This window comes from Paraburkholderia sp. JHI869, from assembly GCF_038900775.1.
Taxonomy (GTDB): Bacteria; Pseudomonadota; Gammaproteobacteria; order Burkholderiales; family Burkholderiaceae; genus Paraburkholderia.
The window spans coordinates 157295-177762 of record NZ_JAYMSC010000005.1; the positions used below are offsets into that span (position 1 = coordinate 157295).

Annotated in this window: 19 protein-coding genes; 9 read left to right on the top strand and 10 right to left on the bottom strand. The window is 60.3% G+C overall.

The features are described from left to right. Positions 1-4: 4 nt before the first annotated feature. The 5 genes from VSR72_RS11810 to VSR72_RS11830 form a co-directional block, all read right to left on the bottom strand. The gene (locus VSR72_RS11810; protein WP_342952554.1) at positions 5-985 is read right to left on the bottom strand and encodes an alpha-ketoacid dehydrogenase subunit beta; all 981 of its coding nucleotides are present in this window, start codon (positions 983-985) and stop codon (positions 5-7) included. After that, positions 978-2066, bottom strand: a complete 1089-nt coding sequence (pdhA, locus tag VSR72_RS11815) for a pyruvate dehydrogenase (acetyl-transferring) E1 component subunit alpha (protein ID WP_342952555.1) — start codon at positions 2064-2066, stop codon at positions 978-980. Before pdhA ends, VSR72_RS11810 begins: the two co-directional genes overlap by 8 nt. A 336-nt stretch (positions 2067-2402) precedes the next feature. Further along, on the bottom strand, positions 2403-4901 hold the full coding sequence (locus VSR72_RS11820; RefSeq protein ID WP_342952556.1) for a glycogen/starch/alpha-glucan phosphorylase: 2499 nt from the start codon (positions 4899-4901) through the stop codon (positions 2403-2405). 1472 nt (positions 4902-6373) lie between these two features. Further along, the gene (locus VSR72_RS11825) at positions 6374-6565 is read right to left on the bottom strand and encodes a hypothetical protein (protein WP_342952557.1); all 192 of its coding nucleotides are present in this window, start codon (positions 6563-6565) and stop codon (positions 6374-6376) included. A 693-nt stretch (positions 6566-7258) separates the two neighbouring features. Further along, positions 7259-7609 carry a hypothetical protein gene (locus VSR72_RS11830; RefSeq protein ID WP_342952558.1) on the bottom strand — a complete coding sequence of 117 codons (351 nt, stop codon included), beginning with the start codon at positions 7607-7609 and terminating at the stop codon, positions 7259-7261. 532 nt (positions 7610-8141) lie between these two features. On the opposite strand from VSR72_RS11830, the gene VSR72_RS11835 reads away from it, so the two are divergent. Continuing rightward, positions 8142-8345, top strand: a complete 204-nt coding sequence (locus VSR72_RS11835) for a cold-shock protein (protein ID WP_042293433.1) — start codon at positions 8142-8144, stop codon at positions 8343-8345. A 139-nt stretch (positions 8346-8484) separates the two neighbouring features. Here VSR72_RS11835 and VSR72_RS11840 read toward each other — a convergent pair whose 3' ends face one another. Continuing rightward, on the bottom strand, positions 8485-8814 hold the full coding sequence (locus tag VSR72_RS11840; RefSeq protein WP_342952559.1) for a hypothetical protein: 330 nt from the start codon (positions 8812-8814) through the stop codon (positions 8485-8487). 225 nt (positions 8815-9039) lie between these two features. Here VSR72_RS11840 and VSR72_RS11845 point away from each other — a divergent pair, with 225 nt between their 5' ends. Further along, a complete protein-coding gene (locus VSR72_RS11845; RefSeq protein WP_342952560.1) occupies positions 9040-9339 on the top strand; it encodes a hypothetical protein in 300 nt (99 codons plus the stop codon). 92 nt (positions 9340-9431) lie between these two features. Here VSR72_RS11845 and VSR72_RS11850 read toward each other — a convergent pair whose 3' ends face one another. Then, positions 9432-9674, bottom strand: coding sequence for a hypothetical protein (locus tag VSR72_RS11850; RefSeq protein WP_342952561.1), 243 nt, complete (start codon positions 9672-9674; stop codon positions 9432-9434). Positions 9675-9881: 207 nt separating this feature from the next. On the opposite strand from VSR72_RS11850, the gene VSR72_RS11855 reads away from it, so the two are divergent. Then, complete coding sequence (locus VSR72_RS11855; protein WP_342952562.1) at positions 9882-11255, top strand: hypothetical protein; 1374 nt, start codon at positions 9882-9884, stop codon at positions 11253-11255. Positions 11256-11825: 570 nt separating this feature from the next. Here the strand turns inward: VSR72_RS11855 and VSR72_RS11860 are convergent. Further along, positions 11826-12563 (bottom strand): glutathione S-transferase family protein, encoded by a 738-nt coding sequence (locus tag VSR72_RS11860; protein WP_342952563.1) that lies wholly within the window; start codon positions 12561-12563, stop codon positions 11826-11828. Positions 12564-12869: 306 nt separating this feature from the next. On the opposite strand from VSR72_RS11860, the gene VSR72_RS11865 reads away from it, so the two are divergent. Next, entirely contained in the window at positions 12870-13904 is a 1035-nt protein-coding gene (locus VSR72_RS11865) for an AraC family transcriptional regulator (RefSeq protein ID WP_342952564.1), read from the top strand. Positions 13905-14432: 528 nt separating this feature from the next. Here the strand turns inward: VSR72_RS11865 and VSR72_RS11870 are convergent. Further along, the gene (locus VSR72_RS11870; RefSeq protein ID WP_342952565.1) at positions 14433-15182 is read right to left on the bottom strand and encodes an SDR family oxidoreductase; all 750 of its coding nucleotides are present in this window, start codon (positions 15180-15182) and stop codon (positions 14433-14435) included. Between VSR72_RS11870 and VSR72_RS11875 the strand changes: the two genes are divergently transcribed. From VSR72_RS11875 to VSR72_RS11890, 4 genes are all read left to right on the top strand, one after another. Continuing rightward, positions 15181-15846 (top strand): helix-turn-helix domain-containing protein, encoded by a 666-nt coding sequence (locus VSR72_RS11875; protein WP_342952566.1) that lies wholly within the window; start codon positions 15181-15183, stop codon positions 15844-15846. The two genes, VSR72_RS11870 and VSR72_RS11875, sit on opposite strands and share 2 nt — an antisense overlap. A 133-nt stretch (positions 15847-15979) precedes the next feature. Continuing rightward, the gene (locus VSR72_RS11880; RefSeq protein WP_342952567.1) at positions 15980-17116 is read left to right on the top strand and encodes an IS110 family transposase; all 1137 of its coding nucleotides are present in this window, start codon (positions 15980-15982) and stop codon (positions 17114-17116) included. Positions 17117-17730: 614 nt separating this feature from the next. Next, on the top strand, positions 17731-18639 hold the full coding sequence (locus tag VSR72_RS11885) for a YihY/virulence factor BrkB family protein (RefSeq protein ID WP_342952568.1): 909 nt from the start codon (positions 17731-17733) through the stop codon (positions 18637-18639). A 333-nt stretch (positions 18640-18972) separates the two neighbouring features. Beyond that, positions 18973-19098, top strand: a complete 126-nt coding sequence (locus VSR72_RS11890) for a hypothetical protein (protein ID WP_342952569.1) — start codon at positions 18973-18975, stop codon at positions 19096-19098. Here VSR72_RS11890 and VSR72_RS11895 read toward each other — a convergent pair. Continuing rightward, positions 19088-19381, bottom strand: a complete 294-nt coding sequence (locus tag VSR72_RS11895) for a hypothetical protein (protein ID WP_342952570.1) — start codon at positions 19379-19381, stop codon at positions 19088-19090. The two genes, VSR72_RS11890 and VSR72_RS11895, sit on opposite strands and share 11 nt — an antisense overlap. Positions 19382-19743: 362 nt before the next feature. On the opposite strand from VSR72_RS11895, the gene VSR72_RS11900 reads away from it, so the two are divergent. Continuing rightward, entirely contained in the window at positions 19744-20364 is a 621-nt protein-coding gene (locus VSR72_RS11900; protein WP_342952571.1) for a hypothetical protein, read from the top strand. Positions 20365-20468 lie beyond the last annotated feature (104 nt).

The window sequence follows — 20468 nt, forward strand, 5'->3', positions numbered from 1 at the left end:
GGTTTCACTGCGCCTCCAGCGCCTGTCTGACTGCGGCAATGATGCGCCCTGTGCCTGGCATGTACTGACTCTCGAGCCTGTAAAGCGGGACCACCACGTCATAGCCCGTGACGCGCTGCACCGGCGCAAGCAATGAATAGAGTCCGTGCTCGGCAATGCCCGCGGCAATTTCCGCACCCACGCCGCCCGTGCGCGATCCTTCATGCACGATCACGCAGCGGCCCGTTTTCGCTACCGACGCAAGAATCGTGTCCATGTCGAGCGGCTTGAGCGTGGCCACGTCGATCACCTCCGCCATCACGCCCTCCTGAGCGAGCAGATTGGCGGCCGCGAGGACTTCCTGCAGCGCTCCGCCCCAACTGACCAGCGTTACGTCCACCCCTTCCCGCAGGACGTAGCAGCAATCGAGTGGCAGGGCTTCGCCGTTGTCCTCCGCGGGCTGCCTGAAGAGACGGTAGAGGCGCGTCGGCTCGAAGAAGATGACCGGATCGGGGTCGCGAATTGCCGCCAGCAGCAGGCCATAGGCGCGCGCGGGCGACGACGGGGTGACGACGCGCAACCCTGGTATGTGAGCAAACAGCGCTTCCGGGCTTTCTGAATGATGCTCCGGCGCGTGGATGCCCGCACCGACTGGCGACCTGACCACGAGAGGACACGTGAGCCGTCCGCGCGTCCTGTGCCGCAGACGCGACGCATGATTCAGCAAGTGGTCGATGGCCGGATAAATGAAGCCGCTGAACTGAATCTCCGCGACCGGTTTGAGGCCCATCGCGGCCATGCCGACCGCTGTGCCGGCGATCGCCGTTTCGGCAAGCGGTGTGTCGATCACGCGCTGTTCGCCAAAGCGGGTCTGCAAGCCCGCGGTGGCGCGAAACACGCCACCGTTCACGCCGATGTCTTCTCCAAGCAGCACGACAGCGGGGTCATGCGCAAGCTCCCAGGCGAGCGCAGCATTGATCGCCTCGACCATGTTCAGGTCAGCCATCGCCGTTCTCCGCATCAGGCGCGAATCGCTGCGCCATCGCCAGTTGCTCGCGCATGGCAAACGGTAGCGCCTCATAGAGACGGTCGAACATCGAGGACACGTCCGGCGGGGCGATCGCAAGATACGCCTCGACAGCCTGCTCGACCTGTGCGTGACACGTCTTGCCAAGTTGTTCGTCACGCGCCTTGTCCCAAACGTTCATACGGATCAGGTACGTGCGCAAACGGCGCAGCGGCTCGGATTCCCACGCCTTGCTGACGACTTCGGCGTCGCGATAGCGCGTGGCATCGTCGGCCGTCGTGTGATCGCCGAGGCGATAACTGAGCGCTTCGATCAAGGTCGGACCGTCGCCGCCCCGAGCCTTCGCGAGTGCCGCCGCAACGACGTGGTGGACCGCAATCACATCGTTGCCATCGACCTGCAGTCCGTCGATTCCCGCGGCAATCGCCTTTTGCGCGAGTGTTTGTGCGGCGCTCTGATGGCTGCGCGGCACCGAAATCGCCCATTGGTTGTTGTTGATCACGAGCACGAGCGGCGCGCCCCACGCGCCGGCAAAGTTCATCGCCTCATAAAAGTCTCCCCTGGATGTGGCGCCATCGCCGAAAAGCGCCACTGCAACGCGCGGCTCCTGGCGCAACTGGAACGCATAGGCAGCACCCGCCGCATGGCAGATCTGCGTCCCGATCGGCACACAGTTCGGGAAATCGAAGCGGGGCACGCTAAAATCGCTTCCACGCTCGTCGCCGCCCCAATAGAGCAGACTTTCTGTCATCGTGACCCCGCGCAGCAATTGGGCCGCGTGGTCGCGATAGGAAGGAAACAGCACGTCTTCGGGGCGCATCGCACTGGCCACGCCGACGCCGACGGCCTCCTGGCCAACCGACGATGCAAATGTGCCAAGTTGCCCGGTACGCTGCAGCGCAACCGCTTTGCTGTCGAAGGACCTCGTCACCACCATCGCGCGATACAGCGGCAGCAGCGCGGCTGGGTCTCTTGCGAAGCCCGGAAGAGGACGCACGGGCTCACCCTCAGGACCGAGATACTGCAGATAGTCGATGTGAAAACTCGCTGCCATGGTCATGACAGCCTCCTGGCTGTTTCACACATCGTAGGCGCTCTGATGCCTGTTTGTTTGTGCAATGCGCCACCGTTGTCAGGATTCGATCCCGCACATTTACATGGAATACGGCACTTGCAATCTACGTACCTGCGCCCGGTTGACTGAGCCTGACGTAACGCATGAAAGTTCTAGAAGCAGCATCAGTCCGTGCGTGCCGCTTCCAGGTCAATCGTGATCGGTGAGCATTTCGACCAGTGCGTTGCGCGAGGGGCAATGGACAACTCTGCGCTGGATATTTACCCGACTTTATAACTCCGCGATCTGTCCCGCACCGCTTGGCGCGGATCGTGTTCAATGTCAGGGTTGATCAAGGCAGATTTGCACAGGCGCGATTTTCCAGATCCGTTCACAGTATTCGCCGATCGCGCGATCCGACGAGAACTTCCCCGAGCGCGCCGTGTTGAGGATCGACATGCGCGTCCAGCGTGCCTCGTCTTTCCGGACGTCGTTCACACGCTCCTGGCACGCCACATAGTCGGCGTAATCGGCAAGCACGAGAAATGGATCAACCCGCATCAGGTTCTCAACGAGTGGACAAAACACCTGCTGGTCGCCACGCGAAAAGTATCCGCCGGCAATCAGGTCCAGCACGTCGCGCAACTCCGCATTGCCTTCGACATATTGCGCGGGTCGATAGCCTTCGCGTTTGACGTATTCCACCTGTTCAGCAGTCAGGCCGAACAGAAAGAAGTTTTCGTGACCCGCTTCCTCGCGGATCTCGACGTTGGCGCCGTCCAGTGTTCCAATCGTGAGCGCGCCGTTCATCATGAATTTCATGTTGCCGGTGCCGGATGCTTCCTTGCCGGCCGTTGAGATCTGCTCTGACAGATCGGCGGCGGGATAGATGAATTGCGCGTTCTTCACATTGAAGTCGGGAAGGAACACAACCTTCAGCCTGCCCTCCATCATCGGGTCGTTGTTCACCACCTCGGCGATGCCCGTGATCAGCCGGATCATCAGTTTCGCCATCCTGTAGCCAGGCGCCGCTTTTCCGCCAAAGATAAAGCAGCGCGGCACGCAACCGCGCTCCTGATTCCGGCGCAGACGCTGGTAAAGCGTGATGATGTAAAGCGCGTTCAGATGCTGTCGCTTGTACTCGTGAATGCGCTTTACCTGAATATCGAAGAGCGCGTCGGGATCCACGATGACGTTCGTGGCGTTCCGGATGCGCTCCGCCAGCACCTCTTTGTTTGGCCGCTTCACCGCACGCCACTTTTCCCGAAACGCCGGATCGTCGGCGTACGCCTCCAGGTTCCGAAGACGCGTGAGGTCGGCGACCCACCCCTCGCCCACCGTTTCGTCAAGCAGCCGGGCAAGGCCCGGATTGGCGAGCAGAATGAACCGGCGTGGCGTGACACCGTTTGTGACGTTGTGAAAACGTTCGGGCCACATCTGCGCAAAGTCGCTCAGCACAGTCTGCGTGAGAAGCGCGGAATGCAGCGCTGCAACACCGTTCACGGCGTGGCAACCGATGGTCGACAGGTGAGCCATGCGCACTTTCTTCTCGCCGGCTTCGTCAATGATCGACACCCGCGCCACACGCGTCTCGTCACCAGGATATTTCTGCCGGACTTCGTCGAGGAAACGACGGTTAATCTCGTAGATGATCTCGAGCGGACGCGGCAGCAACCGCGCAAAAAGCGGCAATCCCCAGGTCTCCAGCGCTTCGGGCAACAGGGTATGGTTGGTATACGCGAGCGTGCGCCGCGTAATGTCCCATGCCGCCTCCCAGGAAAGCAGCCGCTCGTCCACCAGCAGGCGCATCAGTTCAGCGACGGCGATGGCAGGATGCGTATCGTTCAGTTGGGCGGTGAACATCTCGGCGAAGCGCGAAACGGGTTCGCCCTTCAGATCGAGCAGACATAGCATGTCCTGTAGCGAGCACGAGACGAAGAAGTACTGCTGCGCAAGGCGCAACCGCTTGCCGGCTTCAGGCTCGTCATTCGGATACAGCACCTTGGACAGCGTTTCGGAGATCACCTTTTCCTGCACGGCCTGGTAGTAGTCGCCGGCATTGAAGTCCTCGAGGCCAAAGGACTCGATAGCCTCGCTCTTCCACAGGCGCAGCGTGTTGCACGTATTGACCCGAAAGCCGGGCATCGGCGTATCACAAGCCACGCCCTTGACCATGCGCGCAGGCAGCCAGCGAACGCGAAGGCGGCCTTGCGCGTCGTTCCACATTTCAGTATGTCCGCCAAACGGGACGTAGTAGTTCACGTTTGGGCGCACGATCTCCCATGGATTGCCCTTTTGCAGCCAAAGGTCGGTGATTTCGACCTGCCAGCCATCGCGAATTTCCTGATTGAAAATACCGAACTCATAGCGGATGCCATAGCCCACGGACGGAATTTCGAGCGTCGCGAGTGAATCCAGATAACAGGCCGCGAGCCTGCCGAGCCCGCCATTTCCAAGCCCAGGCTCCTCTTCGAGCGCGAGCAGTTCGTCGAGATCCTGACCGAGCGCTCGCATGGCGTCCCGCGCATTGTCTTCGATACCGAGATTGACGAGATTGTTACCCAGTTGCGGTCCAATCAGGAACTCGGCAGAGAGGTAGCAGGCCACCCGTAAATCGCGCCCGGCATAGGTCTGGATCGTTGCAGCCCAGCGGGCGAGCATCCGGTCGCGCACGCTATAGGCGAGCGCCATGTACCAGTCGTGCGGCGTCGCTATGCCCGGTGTACGGGCCTGCAGGCAGATCAGATTGTCGAGCACGCCGCGCTGCAGCGCGTCGATGCTCAGGCCGCTACGCGCAGATTCCGCGCGAGGGTTCGCTCCTGACGTCGGGGTGGAGGCCAAATCGCTTCCCCAGGTTTCTTCGATTCAAGGATCTGTTCGGGCCAGGTCCGGTCCGCGACCTCATTGTCGTACTTCTCGCCACGCGCCGGCTGACGAATCGCCGGCGTCTCGAATTCATGTTCCGGCGCATCGCCAGGCCAGCGTCCGTCGCCCCGTCCGCGTGCTTTGGCAAGCCGAGGGTCACCCGATGCCTGCGCGCGGGCATCGGGTCTCACTAGATGCAGGACTTCGAATCTGTTAGCCGATTGATGAAGAGAATGACGCAAACTCACCGTTTCTCAAATTCCGGTTGTGGCAGTCGATCGCGCACGTCCAGGCAGAACGTCGAACCACGATTCTGGCTTTCTATCAATCACCTTTTCCCGGTTTCCGACATGAACTCGCCGCACGTCTTGCATGTATAGCAGGCGTATCCGCGCGAGTCCCTGCCGTTGTTCACCAGTCCGGTCGTGCGAATCGAGTCCCACTGGGAAGAGTACGGTTCATCGTCATCGCACGCCACCTCTTCGCCGTCGTGTCCGTTGACGCACACGAAGTATCTACGTATCAACGTCGTCATCGCTGCCCTCCTGCGGCTTACGGTTACTGCGAAGCGGCGCTCCAGCCGCGCAAGCTGGCCATACAGGCCCATTCGTGCAGGTTCGCGTTCCTGAAGAGTCGTGTCCTGCACCATCCGCTCCGTATTACGCTGTCCATTCATCCCGCGAGCGACTGACGTGAGCACTACCGGATCGCCGTCCACGAGATGTTGACGACCGCCAGGCTGGGATCCCTGGTCAATTGTTTGACAATTTGCAATGCCCCTGACCATCGACGCCTGCAGAAAAAACACGCCGCGCAAGTGATGCGCTGCCTTGCCCGGCGCCAGCTATTCAATGGCCCCCGCACGACCGTCTCGGTCAAGGGCCGGCACGAGCAGCGCGACGCAGCCTGGGTGACAAAGCGGCACGCCAACGTGGTCAGCGTCCTCGGTCAGGAACGGAGGGAGCATCCCTCTAAAGCGCGAAGGTGTCCGGCGCAGTGCGGATCTGAAGGATTTTTTTGGGGGGGCATTACAGGGAAGTATGGTCGGTCCACACCAGTTTCACAACATGCCGTGAGCTTCTTCCCTGGTCCGGCAAACGGACGCACAGGTGCCGGGCTTTGGTCCGTCGCGAGCCAGTCGAAACATCCACGTAAGCCAGCGTCGACTCACTCGCCCGCTCGCCGACGCGAAACTGTTGAACTGTTGAAATGCAGGATCCCAGGACACAGTGTGACTCTGGACTTCGAGAATCCCCGCGGCGTAGAAGCGTTCTTTGCCGGTCGGTCAGTCTGGAGATGGTGGTGTTGTGACAGCGCGCGCGCCTCACAGGTCGAATGTGCTCAGTGTTCGGAAAGCACGCAGTTCTGGCATCCCTGACACAGGCTGGCCGGTGGTGTCCGCGACGACTCAGGCATTACCCCCTGTCACGCACCCCGGTATCAACGTGTCAGTGCAGGCGCGCGAGGGTACGAAGGAGCGAATCGCCGTCCCGCGTAACGCGAGGCCGTACGTTCCCGTCAAGTGTCTCCAGGGCAACCAGCTGGCGTTCAAGCAGGATGTCGAGTTCTTCCCGGTCCGCAATGTGGTCGGCCGAGTCTCTGACCAGCATCAACGTCGCAAATTCATGGGCGCTAAGCATGCTTGCCTCCTGATAGCTCGGGTAGGTGCTGTATGGATCGCGTCGGCTCAAGCGCGCGCTTTTGACATGCGCTGCCGGCGGCAGTCGCCGCGATTTGATGCGGGGAGTTGATGGTAGGCGGCGCTCCCCTGGCGCAGCAATTCGGGTCGTCCCGCATATCGGGAGCGCTTTGCCACTGCGTGCATGGCATGGCGCGGTGTACGCCCCAAAAAAGCCAGACTAATCGTCCGCTTCAGCGCGAGCGCCTGCGCCGAATCTGCTGGATCGCACAGCCTCGATGAAGCGCATTGGCGATGGTCTTCCCTGATGAGACCGGGTGAGTCAGATGATCCCTACGCGCCGACGCGGGCCGTCCACTCGATCTTCGTACGCTGACCGACGGCTCCTGGGATCTCGTGAGCTGAAGGAATGCACTGCGCAGCGCAAGCCTCATCACTTGAGAACAAGGAAGGAACGAAACGCTGTCGCGCTGCCGGAGCGTAAAGAGGTCCAGGCGCAGGCAGCGCGGCGATCGACGCCGGATGCTCCTGCAACGCCTCGTACAATGCCGTGGATGCATTCGAGGCGCCCGTTCCCGGAATCGGCAACGTCGATGACGCCCAGGTCGTTATTGCAGATCGTGGCCTTCGGACAGGCTACACTTGCGCAGAACTGCTACCAGTCCTTTATCGAGTCGTCTGCGATCCGGCCGCGTCACTTGTGATGTTCCGCGTCGGGACCCGGCACGGGGATAGTCCACTCATCCACCACTATCCCCGCTTCGGGTTCGCGCTCCCGCCGAAGCTCCAGGATGCGACCGTGAGCAACAACCACTTTCAGGTCGAGTCTCACGCCTTTGCGGACATGGAACAAATAAGCCGTGAAGGAGGCTGTGTTGCTGGCAAAGTATCCGTCACTCAGAAACTGTCGACGCGCGACAAGTCCATCGCTTGCCACCCAGTAATCGGCCATGGCGCAATCGAGCGACTTTGTCTGCCAGTCCGTTCTCGGCAGGTCTTCAGGGAACGGCTCGAAATCCTGAGAAAACTCGAATGTATCGTTCATCCTCGAGCGCGGCTTCGCTGGTGTTAGCGTCGTCCAAGGGTAACATGGCCTCCCCGGTCTCCGGGCTGGCCCTGCAAGACTGGTTGGGGCCGCTTGCGCGCCATAGCTTGCTCGTCGCTGGAATGTGCGGGACGGGACCGCACCAGAATGGTGACGGAGACCGGGCTTTCGCGTGTGGCGAGGGAGGAATCCGCAATGCGTCGATGCTTCTGCGACTCTTCTCAAGCGCCGCCCCTGTTCCGTTTCGGAATCAGTCTTCGCGGCCCAGCCTGCAGGCTTCGCCGGGACTCCCGGTTGCCGGGTAGATCGCGTTTTGCCGCGCGGCAATCATAGTGGCCGCCGTCAGGGGTTAGAACGACGAATGTCTGCACCGGGCCTGAGTCGTTGAAAGCCAGACCCTGTGCGGTCCATGGACCTGCTGATTGGCAGGTGTCATCCCGGCGTGGTAAAAAGTCATCCCTTGCGGGTGATCGCCTCCATGCGATGCCGTATTCTCGCGATTTCAGGTTTCAACATCGACAGGATTCAAAAAATGGCAACTGGCACAGTGAAGTGGTTCAACGATGCGAAAGGCTTTGGCTTCATCACCCCGGATGACGGCGGCGAAGACCTGTTCGCCCACTTTTCCGAAATCAAGACTGAAGGCTTCAAGTCGCTGCAGGAAAACCAGAAAGTCAGCTTCGATGTGAAGATGGGGCCGAAGGGCAAGCAGGCTGCAAATATCAAGCCAGCCTGACCGGCGCGCGTCACGTCCCGATGTGTGGCCCGTCCTGCGGGCCAGTTTTTCTTGCACCCTGCGCATCAATCTTTAATGAAGCGATGGACATGCCAGCACATGCGTGCGATGTCCTGGTGCGCCCTCTTCGCGACATCGGTCAATTCTCTGGTTGATCGTTGACGAAGCGTAAGCGTTTCGCCTGTCCTCCAGGGAATTGATTCGATCCAGCATCGGCGTGAAGACGCAGGACGAATCGCGCTTTTGCGGTAGCGTTGATGCCGCGCTTGCGGTCACGCTGCCCGGACCCATCATTGCCCTGCAAAACAGCGGATATCCTGTGACGGAAAACGGTCGAACTCCGCGCCGGCAACACAACCGTCCTCGAAGAATCGACATCCCCAACCAGAAGCACTACGATCGAAAACATGCCGGCGGCCACGGCAGGTGCCTGTCGCACGATAATTTTCTGACGATTGGCACTCGCCATGCCAGACAGCCTCCCCGATGTGGTGGCCCACTGCGCCTCGCGACGCGTGCGTGTTGAACCCGCCCGGTCCCGTGCATGATCACGGTGACCGGGACACCGTCCGCCGCGTAGATTGTTTAAATCAGGCGAGGCAAGTGCCGGAAGTTCGTGGCGCTATCCTCGGTGGATGTCGATGCCACCACCCGGTGGATCGATGCTGCGAGCCGAGCTCTCAGGGGAATCGCCATGACGACTGAGTCACTTCTGACGTTGGCCGAATATCTCGAACTGTCCCTGAACGCTGGCGCAAGCGTGATCATGATGCAGAAATGCAATGATGTCTGTGCCATGTACGTTGGCGATGCCAGGCGAGATCAGGACCGCCTGAGATATCACGGGGACATCGCCGCGACCCAGGCCGAAGAGATCCTTGAGCAAACCCGCGCTGGACGAAACCGGCTGGAGATCGGCGGACAGCTATACCGTTTTATCCGGAGCTTCAAACATTTTGAGGATCGCGGCGCGGTCGTCTTCGCGCCGTCGTGACACCGGAGGCACGACGATTTCGGGAAACGTAAATTGGATGTTCCAGGTATGTTGCGCATTCCCAAATACTGAAAATCCTTATCAAGGACTTGTCAGGCGAATACGTTGCGCTCGAAGATGATCGGGTGGTCGACCTGCCGGTCGACGGCGACTAGCGTCATGAGCGGGTTGTGCAAGACCTCACCCCATTCGTCGATGCGCCGATTTGTGGTGGTGAGCAGAGCGCCAACCCTTCCCTGAACGGAATATCCGCTCGCCGTCAGCGTCATCGGCGACCCCGAGCTCGTCGCAGGTACAAGTGGCTTAATAACCCTTGACGCCTCAAGCTGGACCATGAATGATCACCTGATTTTTTTCGTGACTTCATTCGTTATCCTCTCCATTCCAAACCCGATCACGGAAAACCGGCACATCAAGGAGGCCGCCACCTTCGTCCCGGCGTAGATTTACGCGTCATGTGCGAATGACACATCAAATACCAACATCGCCGCGTCTATAATCAACACGTTAAGAATATCAGCGACCGCATGGAGCCCTACTTTATGAATCAAGCCCGCGGGCGATATGCGGGATCCCGCGACAGCGGCCAACGCCAGGCTCGCCAGGAAAAGAAGTCTCAGCCCAAGCGGCCGGGACAGCCGTATGTGAAGGCGCCTGCTCAGGACGCCGCCCAGACCGCCTCCATTTTCAAGACACGGTCGTTCCAGTTTCTGGTCGATACGGTAGGCGCAGAGAATATCGCCATCGCACTTGAATCCAGCATGACGCGCGTGGCCGAATTGATGAAGGGCGAAAGGTTCACTCCCGAGACTGCCTTTCACATGGAAACCACGCTTGGGTTGCCGCATGGCTTTTTTGACCAGCCCAATCCTGGCCTCGCAGCCGAGACCATCGCTCGCCTGAAGTCACCGCTCGACTTCATTCAAACCGACGACGAACCAGACGGAGAGTCCGAAGCACTCGAGCCGGCTTCTGTCCTGACCGTCGACCCGCAACCCTCTCTTGAAGACAGTTTGTCCGAGGAAGCGCAAATGCCAAGGAAAGCAACCGGTGGTACGCCCAGGGCCGTCAAGACCAGTACAGGCGGTACGGCCGGACAGCCCGAAGCTCGTACGCCGCGAAATGCTTCGCGTGCGAAATCCAGGACGTCTCCTGAAGCGGCCCAGCAGCAGTCGCTGGCACTCAACGATGGCGCCGACGTAGAAAACATCCGGCGCGCCAACCTCCACGTTCTCACGAGTCGCAACGGCTCGAAAGCAAGGCTGGGTGTGGTTATGGAGTTGAGTGGCTCCAACATGGCCCACCGGCTGCATGGCAAGAAGCGCATGGACGCTGTCGAAGCCAACCGGTTCACGGAACGGCTTGGCTTGCCCGCTGGCTGGCTGGACACCCCGCGCGCCGAAACCGAGATTCCAGCGTCGGTGTCGCAGATGCTTGCGCCTGCGTCGCGCGCACACGTATCCGCCCAACAGCACAAACCGCTTGCGTCCGCAACGAACGACGACGTGCCAGTGAAACCCGTCGGTGCGAAGGCGCGTGCACGGCGCGCGCAGGCGAGCGATCCAGAAAGCTCAACTGTTTCGGCGGATGTCGCAGGAGAGAATGACGCGATCGTTACCAGCGCGCGAGATCATGTAAATGGTTTTCCCGACGACGTTACCGGTCACCAGCCTGAAGAAGGTGGTGACGGGGCGCCGGCAGCTACACGGGCAACCCCAGAGTCGTTTGCGGCCTCCGCACTACCGCAGCGCAACCCGGCAGCGCTCCCCTTCGCTTGCGTGACGAGTCTGGACAATCTTCACGGTATTGAGCCGATAGCGGAAGCCTTGATCAAGACGCTGGCAGGCAAGGCACGCACGGGTCGTCTGGACGAACTGAAAGCGCTGGAACTACTGCAGCAGGCGATCCTGCTATGAGCCGGTATCGCGTGCCAGGCTCCCCGCGCCATGCCGCACAAAGCGCATCGAGGTGACCGGGTCCCGCCACGCAAAAAATTGCGCTGGGTCAGGTCGACTTGCCATCGACCTGCGTTGCCGGGCTGACCGGAGAGGTCAATCACCTGACGTTGCCGGGGACGACGGAGACTGGATTTTTCTCCCGGGCTTTCCTGGGCGTGTTGCAGGACCACGGCGCTCATACAAGCAAACTTTGTGCAGCAGCTTGCTGCACAAAGTGTCCGCAGGATTGCGCAAAAGAGCCACTTGCCAACGAGCGCGCTCGCAACCTTTGAGCACCGAACAGGAGGCTGGAGATCAACGCCGTCCGGGCGAAATGTAGCGCCATCAGCCTGCTCGTCACGTCGCAGACAAATACCGACAGCTTGCACGCCAAGGCCCGATCCTTGGATCAGCGATGGTCACCGCCAGCGATCTCGGTAAGCTGCGCACGGCGGTTGCGCGGCGGGTAGACCCTCGGCAGCAGTTATCGGCGCCGAATCCGCAGTCCCGCACTGTGGCGCACTGTCAGTTTGGCCCGGCGCATACGGGCTAGACGGGCGAGCTATCTGGAAGAGCCAGCAGCGCTTCACCCTTGGCGGCAGCCCTTTGAAAGGCATCTCGCTGTGTAACCCTGCCAACATACTCCAGAAAGGCGTCACGCTTGGGCAGTGTCTCAAGCCCCAGACCCCACCCAATATGCGATCCGACGTAGACGTCGGCAGCAGTGAATCGCTCTCCGGCAATGAAAGTGCTTGAACGCACTGCGCGTTCGAGCTGGTCCACCGTGCGCTCATAGCTGCCGTGGCCGAAGAAGAACTCCTGCTCCGCAGCCGGCACAAACCCGGCTCGATGGTTGGTGACGGCCTGCTCGACCGGTCCCGCCGCGAAAAACATCCACCGGTAATAATCAGCCCGCTCCTCCGAAGTGGGCGCCAACCCCGCGTCCGGGAAGGTTTCGGCCAGGTACGCGCAGATTGCCGCACTCTCGGTTACCACCCGGCCGTCATGCACAATCGCCGGCACCTTGCCCATCGGGTTCACTTCCGTGAAAAAGCGACTGCGCTCGTCGAGAATGCCGAACGAACGCGCGAGCGCTGCGCCACCCCATCGATCCGCCTCGCTGGAGCGCTCGTAATCGAGCACAACTGTTTCGTACTCGCACCCTACCTCCTCGAGCATCCAGTGGACAATGCGGCCGCGGGAGTTGGGGTTGGTGTAAAAGGTCAGTGGCAACGTCCCACTCCCCCGCACCAGATCTTCCGCTTCGTTACTCTCTCTCGCCTGCATGATTACTCTCCTCTGGACATTCCGCCCGCTACGTGGATGACGGGTCAAAGATAAAACATTGGCCGCATGGTCGCATTCGCTTGACACGCCAGATGACTTGCAGAGTCCGCCAATCGCGAATACAGTGCGATCCATTGCGCGATTGCCGACGAGAGTTGCGATCAAATCCTTCGCTGAGCGGAAGGCCTCCTCTATCCTGCACGGGCGCAGCGAACGGTTCCCTCGCGTTCGTCAGGACTCTTTGATGTGCGTGGACCAGGCAGTCGAAGCCCTTAATTGCGCATGGCGTCATCGAAGGGAAACTCAATGAAAGATGTTCGTGGGGATCGCTGCAAAGTGCCAGAATCCTTCTGGCGAGCCGTTGAGCTACAAGGACTGCGCTCTGAGGCGGTCCTGAGGGCGGCCGGTCTTCCTGTCATGCTCCGCCACGATGCAGCGGCGAGCATCAGCACCGCTCAGCTTTTTGCAATTTGGCGTGCCATCGAATCGCTGTCAGGTGATGCAAGCTTCGGCATCAAGATGGTCCGGGACACCAGCACTGCAACGCATAAGCTTGCGTTCCTCGCCGCTACCTATGCCGAAAATTATCGTGATGGTCTGGCGAGGGTTATGCGATTCAAGCGGCTTTGCAGCCCCGATAAACTCCGTTGCGACGAGAAGAACGGCCGTGTCTCAATCACGATCGAATGGCCGCCGGGCACTGAGCCGGAGCCTGATCTCTCAGTCGATGCCAGCTTTGCAATGCTGATTGAATTGGGTCGGCGCGGAACGGGGCAAAATCTAACCCCCGTCGCGGTTGAGTTCAGGCGGGCCCGCCCCGTTATGGACTTCCACGGCGCCTACTTCAACTGCCCGATCCGTTTCGGCGCGGCACAGAACCGGTTCGTTCTGGCAGCCGCCGATCTTGACCGCCCGTTTACCGATCACAACCCGGAGCTCCTGCATATGCTGGCGCCCGCGCTGGCGCAAGCGATGAGCGAACTGGAAGCGGAAAGCACCTTGGTCGAGCAAATCAAAACGGTGCTCAAGCGGATTATGCCGAGCGGCCGTCCCGAGATTTCCAGTGTCGGTCGCGAGCTCGGCATGAGCGAACGCACTTTGCAGCGTCGGATCACAGCGGAAGGTACGACGTTCCGTGCGCTCCTCGGCGATGCTCGTCAGGAGCTTGGCATGCAACTGCTCTTGGACCCCGCTTTAGAAATCCAGGAAGTGGCTTGGCTCTTAGGATACCAGGATACAAACTCGTTCTACCGAGCCTTCCGGGAATGGGCGGACACAACGCCAGCGAGATGGCGTCAATTGAAACGACGATCCGCAAATAGCGGAAAGCACCTTGGTTGAGCAAATCAAACGGTGCTCAAGCGGGTTATGCCGAGCGGGCGTCCCGAGGTCACCAGTGTCGGACGCGAGCAGACCCCGCGGCTGAACCAGGTCCTGCTTGCCGCGATGCGGGCAGTCCAGTATGGTCGGCCCGTCGAAAGCCATCAGGACGTTCGCTTCCACTTTAACGTAAATTGATGCGTGAAATGATGACGCACTGAGTCCGTATGCGGCTGCTCCCTGTCGCTTGACGGTCACTCGCCGGAACCAGGCATCAGGCAGTTCAGGGTCGGTTTTGGGCGGGCACGACGTGCAGAGGCCGGTCGATTTCCGCCGACTGCCTCATGCGGCAGTCTGCCAGGAAGCGAAGTCTATCCTCGCGATCCAGGCGTCCACATGACAGCGACAAACTGGCACACAGAACCTCGCGCCTGAAAAATCACAAGCCCCGAGGCAACGCGACTGGACAGCAATGCTGCCCCCTCGAACAGTCTCCACGGAAATCGAAGATCGTCCGAGGAGTGCGACGCAACAGGGGAAACCGAGAGCTCAAACTGCGATTGAACCACCGTCAACATAAAGCTCCACGCCTGCGATATAGCTGCTCTCGCTCGATGCGAGGAAGAGCACGGCGCGCGCGATCTCATCCGGTCGGGCCAGGCGCCCCAATGGCACGAGTCGATTCAGCATCTCTTCGACTCCAGGCCGTGCATCGAGGTAGCTCCGCATCGGACCTGTCTCTGTCCCGCTCGGCGACACCACGTTCACACGGATGCCTCGCTCTCTCAGATCGGTCGTCCAGCTTCGCGCGAACGAGCGTACAGCCGCCTTGCTTGCGTTATAGAGCGATTGGCCAGGAAAACCTTTACTGCCGGCCACCGAGCCATTCAGGACGACAACACTGCCCGATGAAAGCAACGGCAAAGCCTTTTGCACAGTGAAGAGCATGCCGCGCACATTGAGTCCGAAAAGTCGGTCGAAACCCTCCTCGTCGATGGTACCCAGTGGACGCTGCTCCACTTCGGCAACGCCCGCATTCGCGAATACCACGTCAAGCCTGCCGTAGTCCCGCTGGATACGCTCATAGAGTCGATCAAGGTCGGCGAGATTGCTCGCGTCCCCCTGAACACCGACGGCACCGTTGCCGATTTCTCCTATCGCCTCGTCCAGTCGACTTTGCCTGCGGCCCGTGATGTACACCCGCGCGCCCTCGTCTGCGAAAAGCTTGGCGCTGGCAAGGCCGATGCCCTCGCTGCCCCCGGTAATTGCCACAACCTTGTTCTCGAATCGTTTTGTCATGTGCACCTCGAATATAAGTGGAGAGTTGCTCCACTTAGTATATGGAGGCATCATCCACTTATCAAGCGAAATCGAAGCAGGCATGAAGAGCAAGAATTCCACCATCGTAGAAACGCCGCTGCGTGCCGACGCGGCGCGCAACCGGGAGCGCATTCTCGAAGCGGCGGAGGCCCTATTTATCGAACGCGGCGCCGACGCCTCGCTCGACGATATCGCGAAGCGTGCCAACGTCGGTATCGGTACGCTCTATCGACGCTTTCCGACACGCGATGCGCTGCTTGCCGCGACGAGTGATGAGCGCCTCCTGGCACTTGCGGATGCAAGCCGCGCACGCGATGAAACGCTCGGGCCGGGCGCCTCCGTACGCGCCTTCGTCAAGGAACTCGTGAACCACGCGAGCCACTATCGCGGGCTGGCGGCGCTGCTGGGAACGGTGCTGCAGGAAGGGACGCCCGGCTGTCACGCTGGGCGTGAAGAAGGACGCCGGCTACTCCAACGCGCCCAAAAGGCGGGAGTGGTTCGCAAGGACGTCTCGATCGACGATCTGGTGTGTGTGATCACGGCGATCGCTCTCAGCGTCGAGCGAAGCGGCGCAACGAAATCGCGCGTCGCCCACCTCGTCGACCTCTTCCTCGACGGTATAGGCAATACCCAGGGGGCGTAAAGACAATTAGCTTCCTCTCGTGCTGGGCGGACAACATGGGCAGTGATTGGATCCAAAGATGCTATGTGGGACTACCCGAGAAAGGTCCGTTTGACTAAAACGGAATTTCCAACTCTGTGCGAAGGAGACGGAAATGTCCACGACCCAAGCAGTCCCACAAGCAAAGAATACGGCGATGCAAAGCGAGCTGTACATGAGCTTCGAGCTGGGCGACAAATCCTGGAAATTAACAGCGAGCGATGGCCAGCGTGGCCCAAGCCGTTACAGTGTGCACGCTGGCGACACGGAAGCGGTGCTCGACTGTGTACGCCGCGCGAAGGAGCGCTGTCGGCTCTCTCCGCAGGCTGCGGTGCATTCCTGCTATGAGGCCGGTCGCGATGGCTGGTGGCTGCACCGCTGGTTGACCCAGCAAGGCATCGACAACGTCGTGGTTGATGCCGCCAGCATCGAAGTGAACCGACGCGCGAGGCGCCCCAAGACCGACCGGCTCGACGGCGACAAGCTGCTGACAATGCTCAGGCGCCACCACACCGGCGAGCACGTCTGGTCGGTGCTACGCGAGCCCACGCCCGAGCAGGAAGACGCTCGCCGCGCGCACCGTGAACTGGCCCGCCTGACCCAGGAGCGTGTCGCCCACATGAACCGTATCCGGTCACTGCTGGTGCTGCACAACCTGCGTCCGCAGGTTGTCATCGGCGGACGTGACTGGGCGAACTGGTGGGCAAACCACCGCGGGCTGGTGCCGCCCATGCTATGCAATGAGATCGAGCGAGAGAGCATCCGGCTTGCGCTGGTCAAGCAACAGACGAGGGTGCTGGAATCCGCGCGCCGCGACGAGTTGGCCGAGGGCAAGCACCCACTGGTCGCCCATCTGGCCCAGCTGCGCGCGATCGGGCCCAAGGGCGCCTGGGTACTGGTCAAGGAAGTGTTTGGCTGGCGACGCTTCGCCAACCGGCGCGAGGTCGCCGGCTGTCTCGGACTCACGCCAACGCCTTACGACAGCGGCGACAGCCAGATCGAACAGGGCATCAGCAAAGCCGGTAACAGGCGAGCGCGCACGATGCTTGTTGAACTGGCCTGGCGCTGGCTGCGCCTGCAGCCCAACAGCGTCCTGACCCAGTGGTTCAACCGCCGCTTTGCTGGCAATGGCAAACGCATGCGGCGCGTGGGCATCGTTGCGTTGGCACGGCGTCTCGCCATCGCGCTATGGCGCTACCTGGAGCACGGCGAGATTCCAGCCGGGGCCTTGCTCAGGCCTGCGACGCCGTGAAACTCCCGGGCCGCAAGGTTCGGACCGCTGGGCAAGGAATACGTTCTGATCAAAGGTCGACGCGCCCGCAATGTCCGCGGGTCATCACACCGTGATGACCGCCCCAAAAGATGGGGCGCGCCGGTAACTGGGGTTTGCCAGTGCGCCTTGCGCGCATGCTGCATGAGGTGCAGGACATTAATGTCCTTGCACGGATAGAAGTTCGTTCCGGCACTGGCTGGAACGCGCATCACACCCCGACCTTGGACCAGGCTCGAATGGCCACGTGGGCACGACCGCCTTACGTCCTTAATGACACAGGTGCCGCCATGTAATCTGATTCTTATACCTGCGGATCGGCAAGGCTTGACAACCGAGTCCTCATAGAAGCGGACATTCGGTGGAGAACAGTCAGGGTCTGTTCAGGGTCGTTCACAGCCCGACGAGCGACGCACGGCCGGGTAGCTCACGCGCGATGCGCTGTCGGCGAATGCGCTTGCGGTGCTGACGCGCGGCTGCAATGGCTTCGTACCTGGAATGACGGTGCGGCGGCTTGCGCGGAGGTGAACTGCGCGCGCCGCGTTCAACGCGTACGATGAGGGCGGCGCGAGTGCAATGAACGGGTGGAGCCTGATATGAATTCAACCGACGAGACAGGCAAGCGCGCGTTGCACTTTGTTGCGGCGCATCCAGCGCGATTCCTATTCCAGGTCTGCACCGCGTTCCGCAAAAACCAGGGGCTGCTGCTCGCGGGCGCGATCGCCTATTACGCGTTGCTGTCGATCGTGCCGCTGCTCATTCTCGTTGTAATCGCGTTCGGTCACTTCATCGGTGAGCAGTTGCTGTTCGACACGCTCGGGCGTCTGCTCGAATGGCTGATACCGGGGCAGTCAAAAGCACTCGTGCGCGAACTCGCGACCTTTTTCGAGCATCGCTCCGTGGTCGGCTGGTACCTCGTCATCACGATGATCTTTTTCAGCTCGCTTGCGTTCTCCGTTCTGGAGAATGCCCTGTCAATCGTCTTCGTGCATCGCGTTGAGGTCCGGCGAAGGCACTTTCTGCTGTCGGCAATCCTGCCCTATCTATTCAGTCTGTCACTAGGTATCGGTGTGCTGCTTGTGACGCTCGTCTCCAGCGGCCTGCGGGCTGTCGCAACCGGTAGCATCGATCTGTTCGGCCACGGAGTGTTACTGACTGGCGTGACCCGCATCGTGCTATATCTGTGTGGCCTTGCGGGCGAGATATTCGTGCTGACGGCAATCTATTTTGTGATTCCGGCGGGGCGCACGACACTGCGGCATGCGGTCGTCGGCGCGGTCGCGGCCACCGTTCTGTGGGAAATCACAAGACGCGTGCTGGTTTGGTACTTCGCGAAGCTTTCGCAGGTGAACGTCGTCTATGGGTCGCTGACGACGGCGATTGTTGTGCTGTTCGGCCTCGAAGCGCTCGCGACGCTGATGTTGTTTGGCGCGCAACTGATCGCAGAATACGAGCGCCTCAATACCAGCGGCGACCCTGCAGCGGAGTCGATGGAAACGGACTGACCAGCGGCGGCACGTCGAGCACCCTCGTTGTGGCTTCAACCAGTCGGCGCGATGACACCAGTAGTTTCCGGGTGCTGACGAATTCCACGAGTATTCGCAGTCCTACCATCCGCACAGTAAAATTCGGTGCTGTGATGTCAAAGGCCTGTTAGCAACACGGCTTTTTCCAGGGCCGGACAGCGGACATCGCAGTGCAGAATATCCGGTCGTGTCATGTGCTGGTCAGTGAGAGTTTCGAGGACGGTGCTTCGACGCTTTTCGGAATGTTGAAGGGTGAAATCACGCGCTAAGGCCTCGGTTCGACGTGCTGCCCATACAGTCTTCGATCAACGCATGGAACCCGGCGGCACGATCGTCGGCCTCTCCGGCCAGACGTTGCGCGAGTTCTTCGAGCAGGCAGCCGAACGCGCGCACCTCGACGCGCTCGAGCATGGGCAAGCGACAGCAGCTATTTCTTGAGTGGGTGCGGATCCCCCGCTGCGGGGAAAAACGCGTTCCACGCCGCCCGTACGCCCTGTGCGGCGGCAGCCTGCGCGTCCATGTGCTCGCTATCGGCCGAGTCACCCGGATCCGCACTCAGACCACGCCAGTGCGTAAACAGAAGCACGGGCTGCTCCGTCCAATGTCCGTCGATAAACCGGGAGAATGCCGTATCTCCGGTCGTGAGCTTGACTTCGTACCAGCCTTCACGGGCCGGCGCATAGTCGTCCAATGGGAACCATCCTGTGGTATCGATTTCCATTTGTGCCCCAGATTCGAAGCCATTACACATGCATGACAGCACGCGGCGTACCTGTTTCCTCTAGAGACACGCAGCATGCTGTGGCTGCGAATACCATCATGGTAGAGCCTCGCGGACTGTGTAATCACCGTCATGATGATAACCATGCCATCCGTGATGATGCCCCTCCTTTCGCGCAACTCTCCTGGTGTTGTCTCTGGTTGCGATGACTTCACGCGTCGCGAGATTCGCAGTGGTCAGCATTGCGACCCGGGCACTAACCTTCAGCTTGCGCATAGGCTGTTGAAGATGCATTTCGCAGAACCACACGCGGGCGCTATGATTGACCAGTCATAATCCGAAGGGAAAGGGAATTCCTCGCAATGTTGAGCTTACGTATACATTTCTGGTCGATCGCGGCGACCCTGATAGCGTTTGTGGCATCGCTGTGGATCAATCAGGAGGTGTTCGCGCATACCTCGTTTGTCCGGGGCATCAACTGGATATTCCTTCCATCCGGCGTACGGCTATTGAGCACGCTGCTGGTTGGTGTCGATGGTTTCCTTGGCTTGCTGCTTGCCGGTCTGCTAACGGACTTTCTTTACTGGTTTCCGCATGACCCTGTGAGAGCGATTGCTGGCGCAATACTTGGGTCAGCGGCTCCGTATCTGGTGTACAGGTTCGCGAGAGAGTATTACGGCTTGCGCGCATCGTTGACGAATCTCACGCCGACCCGGCTTCTTGTGCTCGCCGTCGCGTATTCGATCGCGAATCCACTGTTACATCACCTCTGGTTTGCGTTGACCGGTGCGACGGAGCATTTCTTCGAAAGCCTGTTCAGCATGTTTGTGGGCGACCTCACCGGCACGCTAATCATGCTGTATGCGATGAAGGGATTGCTGGCTTTGCTCCCGAAACGGCCAGGCGATTCCCGCCTCACGAACGGGATGTTCAGCATTCACGTTGCACTGACCAATGCATATAACAATCAGGCCGCACGCTAGAGTGACAAGGGGTTGCGATGAGGCGCAATCGCACCGCGCCTCGTGGCGTTATGTCCGATTGTTGACATCGTTCATCTCGACGTGGTGCTGCACCCAGGCTGAAA